Source organism: Paenibacillus sp. 37, assembly GCF_008386395.1.
Classification (GTDB): Bacteria; Bacillota; Bacilli; order Paenibacillales; family Paenibacillaceae; genus Paenibacillus; species Paenibacillus amylolyticus_B.
The window spans coordinates 2,411,546-2,430,307 of record NZ_CP043761.1; the positions used below are offsets into that span (position 1 = coordinate 2,411,546).

Genomic DNA, 18,762 nt, shown 5'->3' on the forward strand with positions numbered 1-18,762 from the left:
GGTGCAGAGCCTTCGAGCTGCATTCCGACAGTACAAATAATCGATGAGGTGAGTGTCCATGTCGGCAAGCACGAAACGGCCAAGGTTGAAGCTGAATTTACTGGGGAGCGATGGTCAGCGCAAGTGCAAGGAGATTATGGAGCGTCCCGTGAAGGTTTTGCAGATTGGAGAAGGTAATTTCTTGCGGGGATTTGCAGACTGGATGCTTCATGAGAGTGCCAGACAAGGCAAATTCCATGGAAGTGTAGCCGTTACCCAACCACGACCGGGAGGCAAAGCCAAGCTGGAGCAGATTCGTGATCAGGACGGATTATATACGATGATTACGCGTGGTCTGTCTCAAGGAAAGCCGGTTGAGCGGACAGAGTTGATCTCCATTTTCTCACAGTGTATCAATCCGTATGAGGAATGGGATGCCTTTCTGAGCTTGGCGGAACTGCCTTCACTTGAGTTCGTTATTTCCAATACAACCGAATCAGGATTGAAATATATGCAGACAGACTATATCGAGGGTGAACCGGTCCAATCATTTCCGGGGAAATTAACGGTTTTCCTGCATCAGCGATATTTGAAATTTGATGGTGATCCATCCAGAGGTTTGATTCATCTGCCATGCGAGCTGCTTGAAGGCAATGGTGATGTGCTGCGCAGTTGTGTCCTCCGTCATAGTGAGGATTATGGGTATTCGGATGGCTTCCGTTCATGGATCGAGAACCATAATTACTTCTTGAATAATCTGGTAGATCGAATCGTAACAGGTGCGCCGACCCAGGAGGAAGCTGATTCCCTGACAAATCGCTGGGGGTATGAGGACCAGTTGATTAATACGGCAGAGCCATATCATTTCTGGGCCATTCAGGGTGATGAATCATTGGACAAAAAACTTCCTCTCAAGCAGGCAGGTCTTAATGTACATTGGGTGAAAGATCTGAAGCCTTTTCAGGTACGCAAGGTTCGTATTTTGAATGGGGCGCATACCTTAATGTCATCCCTCGGCATTCTGCAAGGCAAGCAGCATGTGAGAGAAACAATGGAAGATCCGTATTTTGGCTCATGGATCAGGGAAGCTGTTCATCAGGAGATCGTGCCTGCTCTGGATATGCCCGATCATCAGCTGGACCAGTATGCAGAAGAAGTGTTCGAACGGTTCCTTAACCCATATATTGATCACAAATTGCAAGATATTGCTTTGAATACGATCGGAAAATTCAAGGTGCGTGTGCTGCCTACACTTTTGTCTTACGAGCAAAATCAGGGAAGTTGGCCAGAACGTTTAATTCATGGATTTGCTGGATTATTGTGTCTCTATCGTCCGGTAAATACGCCAGAAGGTTACAAGGCACAACGACTGAATGGGGAAGATATTCTGCTGCGGGATGACCCGGATGTCCTGGCTGCTTTGGCTGCACACTGGGAAGGTTATGACACGCTTAACAGGAATCAGAAGCAACTGGATGACCGGGTAGCGGCTGTGTTGTCGGATACCTTGATCTGGGGCGAAAATCTGGATGCAAGAGAAGGACTGCGTGCAGCACTTGTTAATGAAATCGGTTTGTTGGAAGGTGAAGGGAAATGAACACAACAAGTACAATCAATGATTGGATTGCCATTCAACCACAGGATGACGTCATTATAGCGCTTCGGGATTATGCCAAAGGAGAACAAATTACACTACCAGAGGGAGTTTCTTTTAATTTGCTGGATGACGTGCCCAAAGGGCATAAGATTGCTGTGCATACGCTGGCACCGGGCGATGATGTGATGAAGTATGGTTTCTCCATCGGGATTGCCCAAGAGCAGATCGAGCAGGGAAGCTGGATTCATAGTCACAATCTGAAGACGGGTCTGCACGGATTGCTTGAATATGAGTACCAACCGGGAGTCCAGATTCAGACAGACATGCCTCCGGAACATCTGCGCTCATTCGATGGATATTTGCGTCCCAATGGTGAAGCAGGTATCCGTAATGAGATCTGGATTGTCAATACGGTCGGGTGTATCAATAAAGTGTGTGAAGCTTTGGCACGTATGGGTCAGTCCCAGTTTGGAAGCCGGATAGATGGTGTATTTCACTTTCCACATCCATTCGGGTGCTCACAGCTTGGTGATGATCTGAAGTATACACAACAGTTGCTGGCCTCCTTGGTGGAGCATCCGAATGCAGGAGGCGTGCTCGTCATCGGTCTGGGCTGTGAGAACAATCAGGTCGATGAATTCCGTGAGTGTATTGCTCCGGAATACCGCGGCAAAGTACGGTTTCTCAAAGCACAGGAAACGGATGACGAGCTTGAGGAAGGGCTTCGACTGATGGAAGAACTTGTGGAGATCGCTGAACATGAACAACGGCAGCCGCTTCCGCTCAGCAAACTCAAAATTGGTTTGAAGTGTGGTGGTTCCGATGGTTTATCTGGCATTACAGCCAATCCACTGGTCGGTGCTGTTGCTGATATGTTGGTTGCTGCCGGGGGTACGGCTATTCTGACGGAAGTTCCGGAGATGTTTGGTGCGGAGACGATCTTAATGAACCGAGCTGCCAATGAGCAGGTATTTCACGATTTGGTGGACCTTGTGAACGGCTTCAAGCAATATTTTGTTAACCATGGCCAGAACATCTATGAGAATCCTTCACCTGGGAATAAGGCTGGTGGCATCACAACACTAGAGGAAAAGTCACTTGGATGTACGCAAAAGGGAGGACGTTCTTCCGTTGTCGACGTTCTGCGCTATGGCAAACGTGTAACTCAAACCGGTCTGAACATTGTAGAAGCACCTGGTAATGATCTGGTGTCTGTAACGGCACTGTCTGCGGCGGGTGCCCATATTGTGCTCTTCACAACAGGGCGGGGGACTCCCTTCGGAGGTCCGGTACCTACCGTCAAGATTGCGACCCAATCCGATCTGGCGAATCGCAAAAAACACTGGATTGATTTCAACGCAGGCCAGCTGTTGGAGGGGCAGACGATGGATGAGGTGAAAGTACAGCTGTTCAGCCAACTGATTGACATTGCTTCCGGACGGTCACACACACTCAGTGAGCAGCATGGATTCCGGGAAATTGCCATATTCAAGGATGGCGTAATTCTCTAAATCCATTGTCGATGGGTGCTGTTAATCGTCTGGGTTACATTATATGGTGAACCACAGCCAATTCCGGTTGAAATTTGCACGACAACCGGAATTGGCTTTATTTAGATTCCACGGATGCCAAGTGCTTTGGTAATACTTGATAATGGGGCGGATGATGCGTGTTGCTGCAGTTGCGTAACCAGCAGTTCACGTGCTTCTACTGCGCTGCCTTCAAATGGCTTAATGTCATGACGTTGCATCCAGTGATCTGCGGTTTCATATGCGGAGCTGTTCCATGCAACTTTGCCTTCTGCGAGCCCCTCTTTTTCTTTGGTTCCACTGATCACAATGGCTGCACAGCCCTGAAGGTCCAGAAGTCCACGGTCAAATGTTTTTTTGTCCTCTTTTGCCCCGAAACCGGCTTGTGATCGCAAGGCACGTCCATCAATGCCTTCCTGTTCTGCAACTAACGCATGGAGTTTGAACGCTTCACGGGAGAGCAGACCCGCTTCATACTGTTCCTTGATGGTTCTGGAGTCAGCAAGCAGTCGGTGTACCCAAGGGAAGTATTCAGATGAGACAAGAAGCGCTTTCTTTTTGATAAATTTTCCATATGCAGCAATGCCCTCCTCAGCCAGGCGTGAACGCCATAACCAGGGATCGAATTCATCATCCTTGTGCCAATTTTCTTTGGGGGTTAGCGATGATAGAGAAGGATACTCGGCAAATAGTGGAGCCAGAGGCAGCAGCCCTATAGACTGGATACGCTGTACTGCTTCTTCGTACGTTATAACGGCTTCATATGTCATGATATCAGTAGGCTCCTTTTTTTGTGTAGTCAAGCTACGACTTGCTTGAAGCAAGGTATCTCCGGCTTACTTCCTCGGCATGCTGACGAATCTCACTGCGAAGTTGGAGGGGTTCGATCACTTCGGCTTCACGTCCCAATCGGTAAAAGAATCGTACGGCCCAGTCCCATTCCCCTGGAGGACAAAGGAATGATAATTCCCAGAGATCCGGGGCAATTTCAATCATCTTTTCACCAATATGCTCGTCCTGTTCGGCTTCAATCATTCCCCGATAACTCAGTTGTGCCTTAACCAGGGTTGGCGGCTGTTCTGGAGGGATCGGCTTGCTCTGCTGTTGATCCACCTGTTCGTTAAGCACCTGTGCATCCTTTGGTTCGATCGCTTTGACATCGATAATTCGGTCAACCCGGAACAGACGCTGTTCACCATGTTCGAGGGAATATGCTTCACAGTACCAGAAGCCGGAGGAAGCATATACCCGTGTGGGACAGATATGCAACCATCGCTGACGCGATACGGAGCGATACAGCACACTGAGCCACCCGTGTTCGGGTATGCATGCCAGCAATGCGTCCAGATGAGGAAGAATGTAATTGCGGTCTGGAATATGATGATGCAGCTGTTTGAGCATGGGATCAATTCGCGACATAATATCATCCGGAATGATGGCCTTAACTTTGTTCATCAGGGTCCAGCGTTTCTCATGAAAGGGTGTGTCGGCGTAGCGACTTAGACCTTCAAGAGCGAATAGGAGCGTCGCTGCTTCTACCGGGTCCAGCTGTAATGGGGGTAATACGTAACCCTCCATCAGTCTGAAACCGCCTCCCGGACCGGAAATGGCAATAATGGGCACATTCATCTCGGAGAGGGACTGAATATCCCGAAGAATCGTGCGACGGGAAACTTCAAATTTCTCACCTAATGAGTGTGCCGTTTCGTGACCATGCTGTAATGCCATTACGATGGCAGCAAGCCGATTTGTTCTGTTCATGTCAGCCACTCCGTTTCGATCTGCGCCGCCGGAAAGTGAAGTCGTAGTTATATTTCTATTGTAACAAAGAATAAGTGACATCATGAGTGTCACCAATATTTGAACTGTTCATTATTTTATAATGGATCAGCATCAGGATTCACAAGCATGTTCCGGCAGGCTTTGTTAAAATGTGTTTCTCGTCCAATTCGCTTTGCATACTGATATTTCCTTCTATCAAAAATACCACAGATCATGCCAAAAACCCGCATCCGGTGTAGACGGATACGGGAAGTAGCAGCTTTTGGCTTACAGAAGACGATAAAGGTCTGAAATCTATACCAATATCCTCGCTGAAGACAATAACAAGTATAAAAGGAATGAATATGTGACACTTTGTATCACGGGTATTTCTATCACATTATATTATTCTGAATGATTTCAATGAAGTGAAATCGCTTATTTCATTTCGAGCAGTTGCACTCCTCGGGCTTCAATCTCAACACTTCCCGAAAGCTCACGATTGGTGAGCAGATCATGTGCTTTAGCTGTTCCCAGATCATAGGATTGCGTGGTTGCGTTATGGTTCATGACAAACAGGTACGGTTTACCGTCTTTGGTTCGTGCGCTTACTTCAACACCTTCTGGTGTCTCAAGCAAGGACTCTACGTTCTTGGCTGCTGCAAGCTGTCCCAGCAAACCATCCAGGAAGCGCTCATCCGGGTCGGATGCAACGTACCAGGCTTCACCTTGACCAAAGGTATTACGTGTCACAACAGGCATGCCTTTATAAAAGTCGTCTCCATACTCCGCGATGACTTCGGCTCCTTCACTGTGCAGCAGGTCACACAGCATGCCGCAGCCATACTCTCCTTGAAGATCACCGTACGTTTCTTTGAGGACAATGCGGTTCTTTTGCTCAGGCAGCAAGGCATCGATCTCTTCCACCCAGATTCCGAGCAGTTTACGGAGTTCTCCCGGATATCCACCTGTAGTCACGAGATCGTTCTCGTTCACAATGCCACTGAAGAAGGTCGTCAGGAATGTTCCACCTGCTTCAACATACTTCTCCAGTTTGGTGGCAAACCCTGGTTTTACCATGTAAAGGACAGGGGCAAGGACAATGTCGTATTTGCTTATATCCGTATCCACACTGATGATATCTACCTGGATGTTGCGACGGAAGAAGGCTGCATAGTATTTATGGATCTGATCCACATAGTTCAGGGCAACCGTAGGTCCGCTTGATTTTTCGATGGCCCACCAGTTATCCCAGTCGAACACAATCGCTACTTTGGATTCAACAGATGCATCCAGCGTGGTATCTCCAAGGATCTGCAATTCCTTACCCAACTCAGCGACTTCGCGGAATACACGTGTGTTCTCATGCCCAGCATGCTCAATAACTGCACCATGATACTTCTCACAGGCACCGATGGAGCGGCGAAGCTGGAAGAACATAATGGTATCGGCCCCGTGCGCAACAGATTGATAACTCCACAGACGCATGACACCTGGACGTTTCAGTGAGTTATACGGCTGCCAGTTCTGCTGACTTGGTGTTTGCTCCATCAGCATGAACGGTTGACCATCCTTCAGTCCGCGCATAAGGTCATGAGCCATGGCCGTGAAGCTTACAGGTGTTGCGAGACCGGGATAGCTGTCCCAGGAGACGATATCCATATGTTTTGCCCATTTGAAATAGTCCAATTGCTTGAAGAATCCCATCAGATTGGTCGTAACAACGGAGTCCGGAATGTGTTTTTTGATCGCATCGTATTCCAACAGATAACAATCCAGCATGCTGTCGGAGTTGAAGCGAGAGTAGTCCAGCGAGATGCCCTGGAACGTTGAATTATTGTTACCCCAATGTTCGCTCAGGTTGCTTGGTAATACAATCTCGTCCCAATCGTAGAAGGTATGCCCCCAGAAATTTGTGTTCCATGCTTTGTTGACCTGTTGCAGAGTCTGATAGCGTTCTTTCAGATACACGCGGAACGCTTTCTCACAGTTGTCACAGTAACACTCACCGCCATATTCATTGGAGATGTGCCATACGAGAACTGCGGGGTGATCCTTGTATCGTTCGGCCAGTTTATCCGCAATCTTTTCAGCGTATTTGCGATAGGTCGGGCTGTTGGGACAGGAATTATGTCGCCCACCGAATTTGCGTTTGCGTCCATCGGCATCCACACGAAGCACGTCTGGATATTTCTTCGCCATCCAGGCCGGATGGGCAGCCGTACTCGTTGCAAGGCATATATAGACACCATTCTCATATAGACGATTAATCAGTTGGTCGAGTTCTTCAAAACGGTAAGTAACTTCATCAGGCTGAATCAGTGCCCATGAAAATACGTTGATTGTGGCAATATCAATGCCTGCCAATTGGAACATGCGCAGGTCTTCAAGGTGGGTTTCGTGATCCCACTGTTCCGGGTTATAATCGCCCCCGTAGAACATTTTGGGCAGTTTGCTGCTAATCAATGTGTTCACCTCTTGTATAAGAATAATCCTATATTATATGATACATATGACTTTTAAAATATAATAAAAGTAATGACTCATATAAGAATACGGAAGTTTATTTCAGCTTATACCCAAGGAGGCATCCCATGTTTATCTCCCCCCGACATCAACGATATTTCATGACATCACGTGATCAGCCGCTGCCCCTTTATATTGAGAGCCTGGGTTATAACGGCAATCAGGAGAAGGTGTCCAGACCTGTGGGGTATCCCTGTTACCACTGGCTTCAGACCGTGAAGGGAGCCGGAGAATTCAAGTTTGCCGGGTCCACGGTCATACTGGGGGAAGCATCAGGTATTTTGCTGCCACCGAATGAACCGCATGAATATGTGCGCGCCCAAGGAGAGTGGGAGACCCTTTATATTACATTTGGCGGTTCCCAGTGTCCGGCAATCTTGGAGTCACTTAGGCTGGGTGAAGCGGCGTTCCATCAGTGGGAGCAGAGCAGTCCGTTCAACGATTACGGCCAGGAAGTGCTGAATTCAATCAGAAGTGATCAGGATTTGTCGGGACTCGAGGCGTCAGCGGATATATACCGATTTCTGATTTTGCTCAAAAAACATGGCATGACGGGCAATCGGTCTTCGATCTCTCATGCCGTGGAGAGACTCGCTCCGCTCATTGCATTCATGGAACAGCATTATGCGAATCCTGAGATTGGTCTCGAACATATGGCTGACGTCACGGGGATCTCATCCAGACATCTGAACACCTTGTTCAAGCAGTCCTTTGGCATGACAGCCTACAGTTATTTCATTTTGCTGCGCATTCGCAAAGCCAAGGAAATCATGACCGCAGACCATAGACCCACGATTAGGGAAACTGCGGTTAGGGTAGGGTTTCGCGATGCAAGCCATTTTGTAGCAACCTTTCGCAGGATTGAGGGGGTGACTCCTGAACAGTTCCGTAATTTGTACTAACATGTACCCAAATGAACAAAAAGTGATGCCAGGAAGGTATTGATGCGTTAGGGTCATTACCGTTATGATGGTATCGATTCCTGAGATTCGAAAACGTTTAAACGGACCCATGGTTCCGTTCTATTTGGAGAGGATGATTGAAGATGACAACAACGATACCCTTATGGGATCATGCTGCACCATATGCAGCCCAGGGCCATGAAGACGAAATGCCACATTTGATTCCATTTATTCACCCTGGTTCAGAGAGCGCTGTCATTGTGTGTCCAGGTGGCGGTTATGGATTTTTGGCTGATCATGAAGGTGCTCCAATAGCTGAATTGTTGAACCGTGCAGGTATAAGTGCATTTGTCCTGAAATATCGGGTGGCGCCTCACCAGCATCCTGCACCGATAACAGATGGTCAGCGTGCCATACGTTATGTTCGTGCGCATGCTGAGCAGTATGGTATCAACCCTGCCAAGATTGCAGTACTCGGTTTCTCCGCAGGCGGACATCTCACAGCAACATTGGGAACGCTATATGACGAGGGACAACCGGATCATGAGGACCTCATTGAACGCCAGAGTTCACGCCCGGACCGAGTTATTCTCTGTTATCCGGTCATTACGATGGAGTCCTATGGACATGCCGGTTCCCGTGAGAATTTGCTTGGGTCTGATGCGTCTGCCGAGCAGATCAAGGCTTTCAGTGCGGAGCAGCAGGTGAGAGCGGATGCTCCTGAAGCGTTCATCTGGCACACCAGCGCTGACCAGGCAGTGCCTGTAGAGAATAGCTTGCGTTACGCACTTGCATTGGGTGAGCATGGCATTCCCTATGATTTGCACGTTTTTGAAAAAGGTTCACATGGTCTTGGATTGGCTGAGGACAACCATGCGATTCGGGTATGGTCGGATCTGTGTCTCACATGGCTCAAGAATCAAGGCTGGTAATTTTTCTGGCCGGTATCAAGTGAACGGTCCTGACTAATCGAGTAATCCGTATATTAGCGCTTTGAAGCGAAGGAGAAAATAACGATGAAATTGCAAAAAAACGACAAGCTTTTGTTTATCGGGGATTCGATTACAGATTGTGGTCGGGAGCATCCTGTAGGTGAAGGCAGTTCAGGTCTGGGCCATGGTTACGTAGCGCAAGTGTATGCCCTCTTGCGGTCCATCTATCCGGAATTGATGTTGCGTGTCCAAAATGTGGGTAATGGTGGAAATACGATTCGTGATCTGAAACAGCGCTGGGATCGTGATGTGCTTGACCTTAAACCGGACTGGCTGACGATCATGATTGGCATTAATGATGTATGGCGTCAGTTCGACAACCCATTGTCAACAGACTCACATGTGTTTCTTGAAGAATACGAATCCACATTGCGTGAACTGGTGGCTTCGGTTCGTCCCAACCTGAAAGGTCTGGTACTAATGACGCCTTATTATCTTGAGGCCAATCCGGAAGATCCGATGCGGGCAACGATGGATATCTACGGAGAAGCGGTACGCAGGGTAGCCAGTGAGTATGATGCGGTGTATGTGGACACACAGGCTGCATTTGCTCCATTTTGGGATCATTTCTATACGTCTGTGTTGACTTATGACCGGGTACATCCAGATGCAACGGGCCATATGGTACTGTCCAAAGCATTCTTGGATGCCATCGGATTCGAATGGTCAGGCGGCGTCAAATCTGAATAAGGACGTGATGGCATGAGCGACGTAACTGTAGCAGTACAAACCCCGGCATTACTGGGGGAAGGACCAAGCTGGGATGCGGAGAACAATCGATTATTGTGGGTAGATATTGAAAGCTTTAAGGTGCATGTGTATGATCCGGCTACAGGGCAGGATCAGGCTTATGATGTCGGTGAACATGTCGGGGCTGTTGTTCCCTATCGTGGTGACGAAGTTTTGGTTGCTTTACGCAGTGGATTTCATACGTATCACTTGCATACGGGTGAGCTGCATGCCATTGAGGACCCCGAACAAGATAAGGATACCAATCGTTTTAATGATGGAAAATGTGATGCGAAGGGCCGCTTCTGGGCAGGCACGATGAGCATGAATAATGAAAGCAAAGCCGGATCGTTGTATTGTTTGGAGCAAGGGCAACCCGTTCGCACAATGGTACAAGGTGTGTCTACATCCAACGGCCTGGGCTGGAGTCCGGATCGGCAGACCATGTATTACATTGATACCCCGACACGTTCTATTGACCGGTTTGATTTTGATCTGACGGCAGGTACGATACAAAATCGGACAAGTGTCATTCACATACCGGAGGAATTCGGTTTTCCGGATGGGATGACGGTTGATGGTGAGGGCATGCTGTGGGTTGCGCACTGGGGCGGAGGAAGAGTTACTCGCTGGAACCCGCATACATCAGAACTGTTGCAACAGATCGAGGTGCCGGCAGATCAGGTAACATCCTGCTGTTTTGGTGGACCGGATCTCGAAGAGTTATACATTACAACAGCACGTATAGGGATTAAGGAAGAACGTCTGAAAGAGACACCGGATGCGGGCTCACTTTTTGTCATCAGACCGGGAGTTAAAGGGCAAAAGACTCACGCTTATGGTAGCCAGCAATAAACAGGAGCCTATGTAGTGAACCTTAGTGAACTTCTGTCTTGTTTGCCAGGTAAGATACGATTTCATTTTTTAATCTTATATAAAATGTACAAAGGTGCTGCTCTAACAGCATCTTTTTTTGATTTAGATTATCGTCTGTATAGAACAAAAATAAAACGACTTTTCATTAAAGTAACGGACCAAATAGTTCCATTATGTGGTATTATTTGGATTGAAGATAAAACTCTACGGAGGACGTATTAAATATGTAGGAAAGGGTGTAATTATGAAATTAAATCATCTGAACCTAACAGTTACTGATGTTCCAGCTGCTCGCGAGTTTTTAGAGACTTATTTTGGTATGACATGTGAAGGTACGAGAGGAAACGCATTTGCAGTTATGTTTGATGATGAAGGTTTTATTCTCACCCTAATGAAGGGTAAAAACGTACTCTATCCAATGACTTTTCATATCGGATTTCCCCAACCGACCGAACAAGAGGTTGACAGGATATATAGTCTTTTGAAAGACAATGGTTTTGAAGTAGACGCACCTAAGCATGCACACGGTTATACTTTTTATGTTGAAGCCCCTGGTGGATTTACTGTTGAAGTCTTGTGTTAATCTATATCCCATTGAAGTCGCTATTTTAGCGGCTTTTTTGTTGTGTAAACAAGTTTAAACACTGAAAAAAATTTACAAAAATCGGAATTTCGACAGAGGGGTTTGGAGATTGCCAGCGAATGTTATTTATTGAAAGTATTATCCAGATAACCGCGAATCAAGAACAATTATGTAAGCGCTTAACGATATGACTGGAAGGGGGTGAGGCTTCTTGTATCAAGGGATGCATTGATTCGTCTGGCACGCCATCATCAGCACGATGAGACAGCGGGGATAGACCGAAATGCAGTAACGAAGTAGAAGAGGAGGATAAGTTGATATGAGAACGTTTATGGGGAAATTGCGAATGATGAGCCTGACGGTTGCCGTAGTAACCGCCTCGCTGGGAGGACTTGCTGGAACAACAGCGGCGGCACCAAGTGAAGCTTATGAGTGGAAAAATGTGGTGACGGGTGCAGGAGGCGGGTTTGTACCGGGCATTATTTTCAACGAGTCGGAAAAGGATCTGATCTATGCCCGTACAGATATCGGGGGAGCCTATCGCTGGAATGCGGCTGACGAGAGGTGGATACCCTTAACGGATTTTGTCGGCTGGGATGACTGGAACAAGAATGGTGTGGACGCACTGGCTACGGACCCAGTTGATCCTAATCGGGTGTATATGGCAGTTGGGACGTATACGAATTCGTGGGACCAAAATAATGGCTCCATCTTGCGCTCTACGGACCGGGGAGATACATGGCAGACCACAACACTTCCGTTCAAAGTTGGCGGCAACATGCCGGGACGTTCAATGGGAGAACGTCTGACCGTGGACCCAAATGATAACAGTATTCTGTATTTCGGTGCACGAAGTGGTCATGGGTTATGGAAAAGTACCGATTACGGTGTGACCTGGAACGAAGTCACAAGCTTCCCGAATCCGGGAAATTATGTGCAAGATCCTTCGAATGAATATACCAGTGACATCGTAGGTCTGGCATGGATTACGTTTGACAAAACAACAGGTTCGGCAGGGCAAGCAACCCAGACCATCTATGTGGGTGTTGCGGATAAAGCTCAAAGCGTGTATCGCAGCACAAATGGCGGCCTGACCTGGTCAGCTGTTGCTGGTCAACCTACAGGTTATCTCCCGCATCATGGTGTGTTTGATTCAGACGGCAGCCTCTATATTACCTACAGCGATGGTGTTGGACCGTATGATGGGGCAAAAGGTGACGTGTGGAAACTGAATACGTCGACAGGTGTCTGGACCAACATCAGCCCTGTTCCAAGCAGCAGCACGGATAATTATTTTGGATATGGCGGATTGGCTGTTGATGCTCAGAATCCCGGTACATTGATGGTTGCGACATTAAATTCCTGGTGGCCTGATGCCACGTTGTTCCGCAGTACAGATGGCGGAGCGACGTGGACACGCATATGGGAATTTGATGGATATCCGAACCGGAAGTTACGGTATACACAGGATATTTCGGCAGCGCCATGGCTCACATTTGGTACCAATCCTGCCCCACCCGAAACAACCCCGAAACTGGGCTGGATGATCGGTGATCTGGAGATTGATCCGTTTGATTCGGATCGCATGATGTATGGAACAGGTGCTACGATCTATGGAACGAAGAATCTGACAGACTGGGATGATGATGAAAAAATCAATATTTCAGTGATGGCGAAGGGGGTTGAGGAGATTGCCGTACTGGATCTGATCAGCCCGCCAAGTGGTGCACATTTGATAAGCGGGGTGGGGGATGTCTCCGGATTCCGTCATAACAATCTGGACCAGGCGCCAGCTACCATATTTACGAGCCCGAACTATTCTTCCACAGAAAGTCTGGATTTTGCAGAGTTAAGTCCAAATACGATGGTTCGCGTAGGTAAAGCAGATTATGCTGCTGATCCAAATGCAAAATCCATTGGTTTGTCGAGTGATGGGGGGACTACGTGGTATAAGGCCAATGCAGAACCTGCCGGCACAACCGGAGGGGGGACTGTAGCCATCTCTGCGAATGGTAACCGACTCGTATGGAGCACGTCAGATAAAGGTGTACATTATTCGACTGGCGGCAATTCATGGACGGCAAGTACGGGCATACCTGCACAGGCGAAAGTGATTTCGGATCGTGTGAATCCAAACAAATTTTATGGATTTGCAGCGGGTAAAATCTATGTGAGTGTGAACGGTGGTGCTACTTTCACGGCATCATCTGCGACCGGACTTCCGATGGAAGGAAATGCCGATCTGGATGCCGTTCCAGGTGTTGAAGGCGAACTCTGGTTTGCAGGTGGTAGTGAGGAAGAAGGTCCTTATGGATTATGGCATTCCACAGATTCAGGAGCGACATTCACAAAGCTTGCCAATGTAGAGGAAGCAGACAGTATCGGATTTGGTAAAGCGGCCCCTGGGCAGAGCGTTGTTGCGTTATACACGGTTGCACAGATCGATGGAACACGTGGATTCTTCCGCTCCGATGACGGTGGTGCCAATTGGGTTCGTATCAATGATGATCAGCATCAGTATGCTCGTGTAACCACAATTACGGGTGATCCGCGTTTGTATGGAAGAGTATATCTCGGAACAAATGGCCGCGGAATTTTGTATGCTGACCGTGTTGGAGGTAACAATGGCGGGGGTACTCCAGTGACCAACTCTGCGATTACACCGGTTACAGCCGAATTTGATCGCAAAGCAGGCAATCAGGTTAATATTCCAGTCACGTTAACACTTAACGGCAATACACTTGCATCCATCCGTAACGGGAATGCAACGCTGGTTCCAGGTACAGATTACACGTTGACAGGCAATGAGGTCGTATTAAGTAAAAACTACCTGGCTTCACTGCCAAATGGCGCAGCGACGCTAACCTTTCAATTCAGTGCAGGCGACCCTGCGACCTTGAATCTGCTCATTAAAGACACGACAGCTGCACCTGTTGGAACCATACGCATTGAGATGTTTAACAGCAACACTTCAGCGACGGGCAGCTCGATTAGTCCCAAATTTAAACTGACAAACACAGGTACTACAGCCATGAATCTGTCTGATGTGAAAATCAGATACTATTACACGATAAATGGTGAACAGCCTCAGAACTTCTTCGCTGACTGGGCGACAGCTGGCAGTTCGAATGTAACAGGCACGTTCAGTGCACTCAATCCAGCTCGGACAGGTGCTGACCACGTGCTTGAGATTGGATTCACAGCTTCCGCTGGAACTCTGAGTGCAGGACAAAGCACGGAAATCCATACGCGCATCTCCAAGAACAATTGGACCAACTATACGCAAACGGATGATTATTCTTTTGCAGGTAGTCAGACTTCCTATACGGACTGGTCCAAAGTCACCGGTTATATCGCGGGAAGTCTCCAATGGGGAATTGAACCATAAGTGAGTGATTTAACGAAATAAAGGATTGAAATAGGGGTCCTGATTCGCCAGATGATCAAATGGCGAGTCGGGGCTTCTTATTTTGTCGAAATATAGTGTAAACTATAGATAGTTACCATTGCTTAAAGGAACGTTTTAGGATATAAAAAGATGTACAATTAATTTAAAATTAATGTAACCGCTAACACTGGAAAGTGTTTATAACCGATCTATAATAGTTGGTATAGCCTGTACAGATATAGAGGAAAGATTAGACAAGGGGGTCGCGATCATGAACCGGTTGTGCAAGGTGCTGATTGTTGACGATGAGTTTCTGGTAAGACAGGGCATAAAGCACCATATGAACTGGGAAGCGGAAGGATTTATCATTGTGGGTGAAGCTTCCAACGGTGAAGAAGGATTACAGCAGGTGAACCTGTTAAAACCGGATATTGTGATCACCGACATTGTCATGCCTGTCATGGATGGCGAAACGTTTGTCCGTACACTAAAAGCCAGTAATCCGCAGATTGAAGTTATTGTACTTAGCAGCTTCAGTGAATTCGAGTATGTACGTTCAACGCTTCAGCACGGGGCAGCAGATTATATACTGAAACCCAAGCTGGATACAAATGAATTATTGCAAGTCCTTCAACGCACAGCGGGTAAAATTCCCGAGCTACAGTTCGAGCCGTCGCACGATGGCTGGAGACTGGGGCAATTGATGGAGAAGATGTTGTCCGGATTTACACTGGATGAAGATAGCGAAATGCCGATCATTCGAGATACCTTTCCGTATGAATCCTTTCGCTTGCTGGTGTATAAACCCGTGGGTGCTGGAGGGAATCCGCTGAAGATGGATCAGGAACAGATTGAATCCAAGCTCCGCAGTGATCTGCCTGAAGTAGAATGTGCAATGGTTCCCGCAGAGGGTACATTACCTGTGATGCTCCTTAATGTCGATCCTGCGAGAGATGAATGGATGCTTGAACGGATCAGACAGTTGGCCAGTGAAAATGCAGCAGGAGAAGGCAGTCCTGGTTGGGTGCTTAGTGAAAGCTTTACTTCATTTGAACAGATGGGTGTTGTTTACCGGGAACGCCTGATTAAGCTGATTGAATATCGTTTCTATTATAAGGATCGACCAATCCTGGTGTATGGTGAACTGCCTCCAATGCATCCCGCAGGTTACCAGTTTAATGTGAATATGTTTTTGCAGCATGTGAAGCGTAACCGGGTCGAAGCGGCAAGGGAGTATTTACAGGATCATGCAAAAACACTTGGACGGGATTATATTGCCGATGTGTTTGAGATCAAATCATTTCTCGGTAACTTGATCTTCAACGTGACCATTACCCTCGCGGATATGGATGTCCAGTCTGCCGGGCTGGAAGAGAGCAAATATACGTATTTTAAAAATGTGGACGGGGCTTCGAGTCTGGACGAAGTCATGACTGTGCTTGACCAATTCATGACGGAAGTTCAGGAGTGCTCCGTTGGTGCGGGTGGAAAACGAAGTGATCCCAACATGAAGATGCTGCTGGATTACATGCATGAGCACTTTGATCAGCCGCTCGGGCTTGCTGAAGTAGCCAAGCACTTTCATTTTAATCCCTCGTATTTATCCAGTTATTTTTCATCTCACAAAAAAGAAGGATTTAATGAATACTTGAATAAAATCCGGATTGAAAAAGCCGAGGAACTGCTTCGATCCGATGATGTAACGATTTCTGAGATTAGCAGTATGGTAGGCTATTCCGATCATAGTTACTTTTGCAAGGTGTTCAAAAAATTCACCGGATTATCACCAAGCCGATACCGGCGCAAATTCTGGGCATAAAGTCAGAAGGATAAGATTATGAAGAAATGGATGAACCAATTATCTCGTCTCGGATTGTTTCCCAAGTTGTTTCTGGTTATGGTGGTCAGTATTGTCCTTGTTTCTGTACTCATCTTATGGACGACCATTCATATGTCAACCAATCTGTTTACTGAGACGTTCAGTATCACAAACTCCAAGGTGCTTAATCAGATCAAAACAAATTTTGAATCCTTTAATGAGGCCATTGCTGCCGTATCGAATAATGTGACGCAGAGTGGATCGATCCGAGGATTCCTGTCCGAAGGAGATGCCGATTCCCTCACGATGGCCAAATCCTTCTATAATATGAGGGAAACGATGGATCGAATTCAATCCATCACAGAATCCTACGAAGTCGGGATAACAATTATCGGGATTAATGGACGGAGCTATTCCACGAATCGTGCTCACCTTCAGTTGTCCGTGGATGAATTGAAGCAGGAGCCAATTACGATGGAAGCCGCTGAGACGCCGAGTCGTCTTATCTTTGATGTTTACCAAAACGAGGCAACGCTCGGGAGTCAGCAGATGATCTCTGCAACGAAGGCGTTGACGGACCGAACACGCAGCCGAATATACGGTACGCTCTATGTCACGATGAGAGAAGACATATTCCGGCAATTTTACAGCAGCTTTACAAGTCGTGGCAATGATGTAGTCATTATGAATGAAAAAGGTGAGATTGTATCATCGAATCGTGAAGACTGGATCGGAACAACCCAGCTGGATTTGCTATCATATGCCCGGGATATGAACAACAACTCTCCGAGAAGTATTAATGCTCGTGTGATGGATCAGGATAGCGTTGTGCTATCCGAGTATTTACCGTTCTATCGGTTTTATATTGTCAATGTAGTGGATAAGGATCTGGCGATGGGTCAACTTATCGACATGAAGACGGTTGCCCTGATCTGTGCAGCTATCGTTGTGGGGGCACTCATCCTTGTGTTTCTCATCACCAGTCAGATTACCAAGTCACTGCGCAGACTTGTGAAGCAGATGTCCAACATTACAAAAAGTGATCTGGACAACTACATTCCGGTGAGTGGAAGCTACGAGAGCAGGCAGCTTGGTCATGCTTACAATTACATGCTTGATGAACTGCATGATTATGTGGATCAGTTAGTGCAGACACAGCATGAACAACGGAACGCAGAGCTTGCGGCATTACAGAGTCAGATTAATCCTCACTTCTTGTACAATACACTTGCATCTGTCAAAGTTCTGGTGCAACAAGGCAACAAAGACAGGGCTGCGGAGACGATTAATGCATTAATTGGATTGCTGCAAAATACGATCAGTGATGTGAGTCAGACTGTTACAGTGGAACAAGAAGTCGAGAATTTGAAAAATTATGTCTTCATTAATCACGTCAGATATGGTGGTCGGATTAAAGCAGCTTTCTACGTGGCTCCGGATTGTACACACTATCATGTACCCAAACTGGTGATTCAGCCGTTTATTGAGAATGCATTTTTCCATGGATTCATCAAGAAAGAAACGGGTACGATTCATGTCATGGTTTCCAGAGCGGGAGAATCACTCATCTGTGAGATTATGGACAACGGGGATGGAATTGAAGGACTTGTCTTGGGAGAAACGTTGCCCAATCCAAAGAACAATCGTCAATTATTTAGCGGTATCGGTATTCGCAATGTACATGACCGTATTGAGTTATTATATGGTTCACCTTATGGTGTCACCATTATGAGTACGGTTGGGGAAGGAACGAGAGTCACCGTTACACTACCTTTAATCACGAGTTGAATCGAAACCCGATTCGATTAAATACACTTAAAATCGAGATCCCTCGCTTCTGTTTTATACAGAGTCGGGGGATTTTCACGTGTCAGAGGTAAAGCGTGAAATCATTTTTGTACTATTTCAAGATCAAGAAATTACAAAATCAAAAGAAATTACAAAAAACCAAATTTAATGCAAACGGTTTCTGTAAAGGTTTTCATTGTGGTGATAAGATGACAAATCCGTACAAAATTATTACTAACGAATGGAGATATGGGAATGATAAGATGAATACATCGAAAGCAACCGCTTTCAGA

13 protein-coding genes are annotated in these 18,762 nt (G+C 46.9%); 10 read left to right on the forward strand and 3 right to left on the reverse strand.

What is annotated here, in order from left to right; translation table 11 throughout:
* Positions 1–58: 58 nt before the first annotated feature.
* Together F0220_RS10870 and F0220_RS10875 are read left to right on the forward strand one after the other, a co-directional pair.
* A complete protein-coding gene (locus tag F0220_RS10870) occupies positions 59–1,576 on the forward strand; it encodes a tagaturonate reductase (RefSeq protein WP_105598175.1) in 1,518 nt (505 codons plus the stop codon).
* Positions 1,573–3,087, forward strand: a complete 1,515-nt coding sequence (locus F0220_RS10875) for a UxaA family hydrolase (RefSeq protein WP_179198556.1) — start codon at positions 1,573–1,575, stop codon at positions 3,085–3,087. The genes F0220_RS10870 and F0220_RS10875 overlap by 4 nt, the downstream gene beginning before the upstream one ends.
* A 101-nt stretch (positions 3,088–3,188) precedes the next feature.
* On the opposite strand, the gene F0220_RS10880 is transcribed toward F0220_RS10875, so the two are convergent.
* From F0220_RS10880 to F0220_RS10890, 3 genes are all read right to left on the reverse strand, one after another.
* Complete coding sequence (locus F0220_RS10880; RefSeq protein WP_223199911.1) at positions 3,189–3,908, reverse strand: AlkZ-related protein; 720 nt, start codon at positions 3,906–3,908, stop codon at positions 3,189–3,191.
* A gap of 1 nt (position 3,909) precedes the next feature.
* On the reverse strand, positions 3,910–4,866 hold the full coding sequence (locus F0220_RS10885; protein WP_105598177.1) for a helix-turn-helix transcriptional regulator: 957 nt from the start codon (positions 4,864–4,866) through the stop codon (positions 3,910–3,912).
* A 438-nt stretch (positions 4,867–5,304) separates the two neighbouring features.
* Positions 5,305–7,332, reverse strand: coding sequence for a beta-galactosidase (locus tag F0220_RS10890; RefSeq protein WP_105598178.1), 2,028 nt, complete (start codon positions 7,330–7,332; stop codon positions 5,305–5,307).
* A 128-nt stretch (positions 7,333–7,460) separates the two neighbouring features.
* Between F0220_RS10890 and F0220_RS10895 the strand changes: the two genes are divergently transcribed.
* The 8 genes from F0220_RS10895 to F0220_RS10930 all read left to right on the forward strand — a co-directional run bounded on the left by F0220_RS10895 (position 7,461) and on the right by F0220_RS10930 (position 18,469).
* On the forward strand, positions 7,461–8,294 hold the full coding sequence (locus tag F0220_RS10895) for an AraC family transcriptional regulator (RefSeq protein WP_105598179.1): 834 nt from the start codon (positions 7,461–7,463) through the stop codon (positions 8,292–8,294).
* Positions 8,295–8,437: 143 nt separating this feature from the next.
* Positions 8,438–9,226 (forward strand): alpha/beta hydrolase, encoded by a 789-nt coding sequence (locus F0220_RS10900; protein ID WP_091017368.1) that lies wholly within the window; start codon positions 8,438–8,440, stop codon positions 9,224–9,226.
* A gap of 84 nt (positions 9,227–9,310) precedes the next feature.
* Positions 9,311–9,976 carry an SGNH/GDSL hydrolase family protein gene (locus F0220_RS10905; protein ID WP_047842445.1) on the forward strand — a complete coding sequence of 222 codons (666 nt, stop codon included), beginning with the start codon at positions 9,311–9,313 and terminating at the stop codon, positions 9,974–9,976.
* 12 nt (positions 9,977–9,988) lie between these two features.
* Complete coding sequence (locus tag F0220_RS10910; RefSeq protein ID WP_105598180.1) at positions 9,989–10,870, forward strand: SMP-30/gluconolactonase/LRE family protein; 882 nt, start codon at positions 9,989–9,991, stop codon at positions 10,868–10,870.
* Between the two features lie 265 nt (positions 10,871–11,135).
* Positions 11,136–11,474 carry a VOC family protein gene (locus F0220_RS10915; RefSeq protein ID WP_091017364.1) on the forward strand — a complete coding sequence of 113 codons (339 nt, stop codon included), beginning with the start codon at positions 11,136–11,138 and terminating at the stop codon, positions 11,472–11,474.
* 319 nt (positions 11,475–11,793) lie between these two features.
* Positions 11,794–14,862 carry a cellulose binding domain-containing protein gene (locus tag F0220_RS10920; protein WP_105598181.1) on the forward strand — a complete coding sequence of 1,023 codons (3,069 nt, stop codon included), beginning with the start codon at positions 11,794–11,796 and terminating at the stop codon, positions 14,860–14,862.
* A 271-nt stretch (positions 14,863–15,133) separates the two neighbouring features.
* Positions 15,134–16,681 (forward strand): response regulator transcription factor, encoded by a 1,548-nt coding sequence (locus F0220_RS10925; RefSeq protein WP_105598182.1) that lies wholly within the window; start codon positions 15,134–15,136, stop codon positions 16,679–16,681.
* An 18-nt stretch (positions 16,682–16,699) separates the two neighbouring features.
* Positions 16,700–18,469: a cache domain-containing sensor histidine kinase gene (locus tag F0220_RS10930; RefSeq protein WP_105598183.1), complete on the forward strand. Its 1,770-nt coding sequence runs from the start codon at positions 16,700–16,702 to the stop codon at positions 18,467–18,469.
* The last annotated feature ends 293 nt before the right edge of the window (positions 18,470–18,762 follow it).

Bases quoted from the DNA above. Each gene is read 5' to 3' on its own strand.
- F0220_RS10910 (WP_105598180.1), top strand. From the start codon at position 9,989: ATGAGCGACGTAACTGTAGCAGTACAAACCCCGGCATTACTGGGGGAA.
- F0220_RS10930 (WP_105598183.1), top strand. From the start codon at position 16,700: ATGAAGAAATGGATGAACCAATTATCTCGTCTCGGATTGTTTCCCAAG.
- F0220_RS10905 (WP_047842445.1), top strand. From the start codon at position 9,311: ATGAAATTGCAAAAAAACGACAAGCTTTTGTTTATCGGGGATTCGATT.
- F0220_RS10875 (WP_179198556.1), top strand. From the start codon at position 1,573: ATGAACACAACAAGTACAATCAATGATTGGATTGCCATTCAACCACAG.
- F0220_RS10925 (WP_105598182.1), top strand. From the start codon at position 15,134: ATGAACCGGTTGTGCAAGGTGCTGATTGTTGACGATGAGTTTCTGGTA.
- F0220_RS10870 (WP_105598175.1), top strand. From the start codon at position 59: ATGTCGGCAAGCACGAAACGGCCAAGGTTGAAGCTGAATTTACTGGGG.
- F0220_RS10895 (WP_105598179.1), top strand. From the start codon at position 7,461: ATGTTTATCTCCCCCCGACATCAACGATATTTCATGACATCACGTGAT.
- F0220_RS10915 (WP_091017364.1), top strand. From the start codon at position 11,136: ATGAAATTAAATCATCTGAACCTAACAGTTACTGATGTTCCAGCTGCT.
- F0220_RS10900 (WP_091017368.1), top strand. From the start codon at position 8,438: ATGACAACAACGATACCCTTATGGGATCATGCTGCACCATATGCAGCC.
- F0220_RS10920 (WP_105598181.1), top strand. From the start codon at position 11,794: ATGAGAACGTTTATGGGGAAATTGCGAATGATGAGCCTGACGGTTGCC.
- F0220_RS10885 (WP_105598177.1), bottom strand. From the start codon at position 4,866: ATGAACAGAACAAATCGGCTTGCTGCCATCGTAATGGCATTACAGCAT.